Source organism: Synechococcus sp. R6-5 (assembly GCF_047461775.1).
GTDB lineage: Bacteria > Cyanobacteriota > Cyanobacteriia > Thermostichales > Thermostichaceae > Thermostichus.
The window spans coordinates 1-4,158 of sequence record NZ_JANSHV010000247.1 but is presented as its reverse complement, the minus strand read 5'-3'; the positions used below and the strand labels follow the sequence as shown (position 1 = coordinate 4,158).

At 56.8% G+C, this 4,158-nt stretch carries 5 protein-coding genes; 4 read left to right on the top strand and 1 reads right to left on the bottom strand.

Annotated elements, in window-relative coordinates; translation table 11 throughout:
• Positions 1-98 precede the first annotated feature (98 nt).
• A complete protein-coding gene (psbQ, locus tag NW818_RS12200; protein WP_414349863.1) occupies positions 99-542 on the bottom strand; it encodes a photosystem II protein PsbQ in 444 nt (147 codons plus the stop codon).
• A 143-nt stretch (positions 543-685) separates the two neighbouring features.
• Here psbQ and NW818_RS12195 point away from each other — a divergent pair, with 143 nt between their 5' ends.
• The 4 genes from NW818_RS12195 (at position 686) to NW818_RS12180 (ending at position 3,766) form a co-directional block, all read left to right on the top strand.
• Positions 686-1,864, top strand: a complete 1,179-nt coding sequence (locus tag NW818_RS12195) for a TRC40/GET3/ArsA family transport-energizing ATPase (protein ID WP_414332153.1) — start codon at positions 686-688, stop codon at positions 1,862-1,864.
• Positions 1,865-1,997: 133 nt separating this feature from the next.
• A complete protein-coding gene (locus NW818_RS12190; protein WP_011432764.1) occupies positions 1,998-2,564 on the top strand; it encodes a thylakoid membrane photosystem I accumulation factor in 567 nt (188 codons plus the stop codon).
• On the top strand, positions 2,561-2,845 hold the full coding sequence (locus tag NW818_RS12185; RefSeq protein WP_041436379.1) for a hypothetical protein: 285 nt from the start codon (positions 2,561-2,563) through the stop codon (positions 2,843-2,845). Before NW818_RS12190 ends, NW818_RS12185 begins: the two co-directional genes overlap by 4 nt.
• A gap of 51 nt (positions 2,846-2,896) precedes the next feature.
• The gene (locus NW818_RS12180; protein ID WP_148202707.1) at positions 2,897-3,766 is read left to right on the top strand and encodes a prohibitin family protein; all 870 of its coding nucleotides are present in this window, start codon (positions 2,897-2,899) and stop codon (positions 3,764-3,766) included.
• Positions 3,767-4,158: the final 392 nt, after the last annotated feature.

Genomic DNA, 4,158 nt, shown 5'->3' with positions numbered 1-4,158 from the left:
AGGACTCCGTCCCGCTGGCGCGATCAGTGGCCTAGGCGTCTCACCCTAACTTGAAACCACCATATCGCCAAAGTCGCCAAAGAGAGAAGGGATCCTCACTAGGAAAACACAGCCTCCAGCGCCTGCAAGGTCTTTTTCACCTTGGCCTGGGCTGCCTCCACCTCGGGTTGGTCATAGGCTTTGGCGGCAAAGTCTAGTTGTTCTAAGCTGCGGCCCATCTCCTTAGCCAGGCGCAGCACTTCCCGCTTTTGTTTATCTGGCAGGGTAGCCGCCAGGCCGGTCAAGGTCTTACGAGTGAGTCCCATCGGCCCGTGGATGTAGGAGCGGATCTCCAACCAGTCCTCCGCCTCCACCAGGCTTTGCAGCCGCTCTACCTGTTGCTCCAGTTGTTGCAGCTCTCGGGGCAGGCCAGCAGCCGCTTGCACAGAAAGGGATCCCAGCCACAGCCCCAATGTCAGGATGGCAACCAGCAACACACTCCGCCAGCGACAGATCATCACATACCTCCCACATGCCTGCAACAGGCTTGACTTCTTGGCCATGATTGCCATCAGCTTTTTGGCAATCATTTGGTAATCAAATGAATAGTTTACCCGCTGGCTGCACCTCAGCCCCTTGGCTGCCTCTCGAAGAGCACAGCAAATCGGTTAGGCTAGGGATGTAAAAGAATGTAAATGGCACTCTCATGCAACGCATCATCCTCATGACCGGCAAGGGTGGAGTCGGCAAAACCTCGATGGCGGCGGCGACTGGCTGGCGTTGTGCCGAGATTGGCCTGAAAACTTTGGTGCTGAGCACAGATCCGGCCCACTCTTTGGCCGATAGCTTCGATCAGCCCTTGGGCCATGAGCCGGTCGAGGTCAAACCTAACCTTTGGGGGGCGGAGCTGGACGCCCTCAACGAACTGGAGCTGAATTGGGGATCCGTCAAAACCTACATTACCCAGGTGTTGCAGGCGCGAGGGCTAGATGGGGTGCAGGCACAGGAGCTGGCGATTTTGCCAGGGATGGATGAGATCTTTGCCCTAGTGCGGGTGAATCGCCATTACGACGAAGGCAAGTTCGATGTGTTGATCATCGACTCGGCCCCTACAGGCACGGCCCTGCGCCTCTTGAGCCTGCCGGATGTTTCTGGCTGGTACATGCGCAGGTTCTACAAACCCCTGCAGGGGCTGGCGCAAATGCTGCGTCCTATTGCCGAGCCGATTGTGAAGGGGCTGACCGGGATCCCGCTGCCGAATGACCAGGTGCTGGATGCTCCTTATGAGTTCTATCAGAAGATTGAGCGGCTGGAGCGCATCCTCACCAACAACCGCATCACCTCAGTGCGGCTGGTCACTAACCCCGAAAAGATGGTGATCAAAGAATCGCTGCGGGCCCACGCCTACCTCAGCCTTTACGGGGTGGCCACCGATTTGGTGATTGCCAACCGCATCTTGCCCGATGGAGTGGTGGATCCCTACTTTGCCGCCTGGAAGGCAGCCCAACAGAAATATCGCCAGGAAATCCACGAAAACTTTGCCCCCCTGCCGGTCTTCGAGATCCCGCTGTACTCCGAGGAGTTGGTGGGATGGGACGCCCTAGCCCGCCTGAAAAAAGACCTCTGGGGGGATCGCAACCCGGCGGACGTGCTCTATGCCGAGCAAACCCTGAATGTGGTAACCGACAACGGCCAGTACCGGCTGGATCTTTACTTGCCCGGGATCCCGAAAGAGCAGGTGGAATTGACCAAAACCGGGGATGAGCTGAACATCCGCATCGGCAACCACCGCCGCAACTTGGTGCTGCCCCAGACTTTAGCGGCCATGACCCCGGCCCGCGCCAAGATGGAAGAAGACTACCTGCGCATTCATTTTGCTGCTTGAGGCTGTAGCTGCTCTTGGTTGCGTCAGTGTTGAACGGCAACGGGGCAGCGTCAGCGCCAGATGGCACAATGAGGGTGTTCCCTACTTCTAAAGATGGATCGCCGAGGATCCCTTCTCAGAAGAGGATGAGATCATGCTGTTGCTTCGTATCTTCCTGGTGGCTCTGCTCATCGCTTTGACAGGTTGGTTTTCCCCTCCCGCCAGCGCCCTGCTCAACGACGACCGTTACGATGGCAACATCTTTGCCCTCTACGGGGCCAATGGCGGCATGATCCCCCCCCGCGTTTCCTTGAAGCAGGCGAAAGAGCAAGGGATCCCGGCCCTCCTCGTGTATTACATCGATGACAGTAGCGATTGCAAAAAATACGCCGCCACCATTGCCAACCTGCAGGTTCGCTACGGGCTGGGGGTCTATTTCATCCCCTATTCCGTCGATTCCCTCCTGCCCGGCGACGAGCGCGGCCAATACTACACCGGACAAGTGCCTCAAACCCTCCTCTTCGACCCAGAGGGAAATATCGTCTATCAATCCGTCGGCAACCGCCCCATCACCGAGGTGGAAAACGCTATTCGCGCCCTCTTCAAGTTGGATCCCGTTCCCCCAGGGCTGATCAAAGCCAAACCCTTCAACGAGATCCAAACCGGATTTGCCGGATCCCGTTCTCCCCAAGCCTACCCCCCCACAAAAGCCCAGCCGTGACGGCCAATCCCGATCCCTTTGATCCTCTCGAGGCTCTGCAGGAAAAACTCCAGAGTCTCCAGGCTCGTCTTGCCGACCTCAGAGAATTGGAGCGCATAGCCCAGCTTTCCCCTGAACAATGGGCCGAAATCCAAGCTGAAGCCAGTCAACTGGAGCAACGCCTGCAGGCTTATGTGCTAGAGGTGTTTAATCCTGTCCCCGCTACCTTTTGGCAGGTGGTACGCTTCGGCGGCCTTGGCCTGCTGCTGGGCATTGCCCTGCAGCGCTGGGTGCTGAGCTAGCCAGCACACCCCTTAAGATAAAAAAGCTCTTGGATCCCGGAGCCCTTGCCCATGCGCATGCGACGCCCTAGACCATTTAGTCTTGACCGCAAGACTTCGCGCTTTCTGCCTCTGCTGGGCCTGCTTTTGGCGCTGCTGACCCTCCTGCCCCGTTGTCTGCTGGTTGTCCAACCCGGCTACGAAGCCGTCATCTTCAACCGCCTCACGGGAGTGGAAATGACTCCCCGCCGCGAGGGGATCCATCTGCTGATTCCGGTGCTGCAGTTCCCCACCCTTTACGATGTGCGCACCCAAACCTACAACATGACCAGCCGAAGTGAAGAGCGCAGCGTCAAAGCCGACGATACCCTCACCGCTCTCACTGCCGATGGGCAACGGGTGGATCTGGATGTTTCGGTGCGCTATCGCCTGGATCCGGATCGGGTTCCCGAAATCCATCGCAATGTAGGCCCCGATTACCTGAACAAAATTATTCGCCCCGCCTCCCAAGCCGTGGTGCGCAATGTTATCGCCCGCTATTCGGCCATTGGCGTTTATTCTGAGCAACGAGCTGAAATCCAAGAACAAATTGCCGCTGAGCTCTCTCGCCTAATGCAGCCAGAAGGGCTGGTGCTGCAGAGCTTGCTCTTACGCAATGTGGAATTTTCCAAAGAGTTTCAGTCGGCCATCGAAGCCAAACAAATTGCCGAGCAAGAGAAGCAAAGAGAAGTGTTTCGCGTAGAGCAGGCTCAACTCATCAAACAACGAATGATTGTCAAAGCCAGCGGTGAGGCCCAAGCCATCGCCCTCAAAGGGGAAGCGCTGCGCAGCAACCCGAACGTCATCCAGCTCGAGTATGTCCGCAACTTGCCCGACGACATCCAAGCCATCGTCAGCGAGCAAAACACCATCCTCAATCTGGGGGACTTTCTCAACAAGTAATCGATTCGAGAGTCCCAAGTTAGGATTGGATCCATCCAGTTCAGGTGCATCCACTCCAAGCCCGTTCTCAACAGACCATCAGCCCCAGCCCCTCTCCCAGAGAAGTGTTGCTGCTGTGCCCCTTAATTTCTTGATGGGCCGTAATTCTCGGCCTTTGCATTCATTTTGCATTCATAGAGAACCCAGCACTCTCCGGTACTCCGGGGGCCAAATACCGGGCCCGACACTCAACTGGCAAGCTGACGTAGGAGCCTGGGGAGTTGACTGGGGCATCCACTCTCCGGAGCATCTGTATCAGACTAAACAGAAGGAGGCTGCCAGGATATCTAGGCTTTGTACAATTGCTCACAAAGCCCTGGGTTGATGGGAGCATGACTCTAGTCAATAATAAG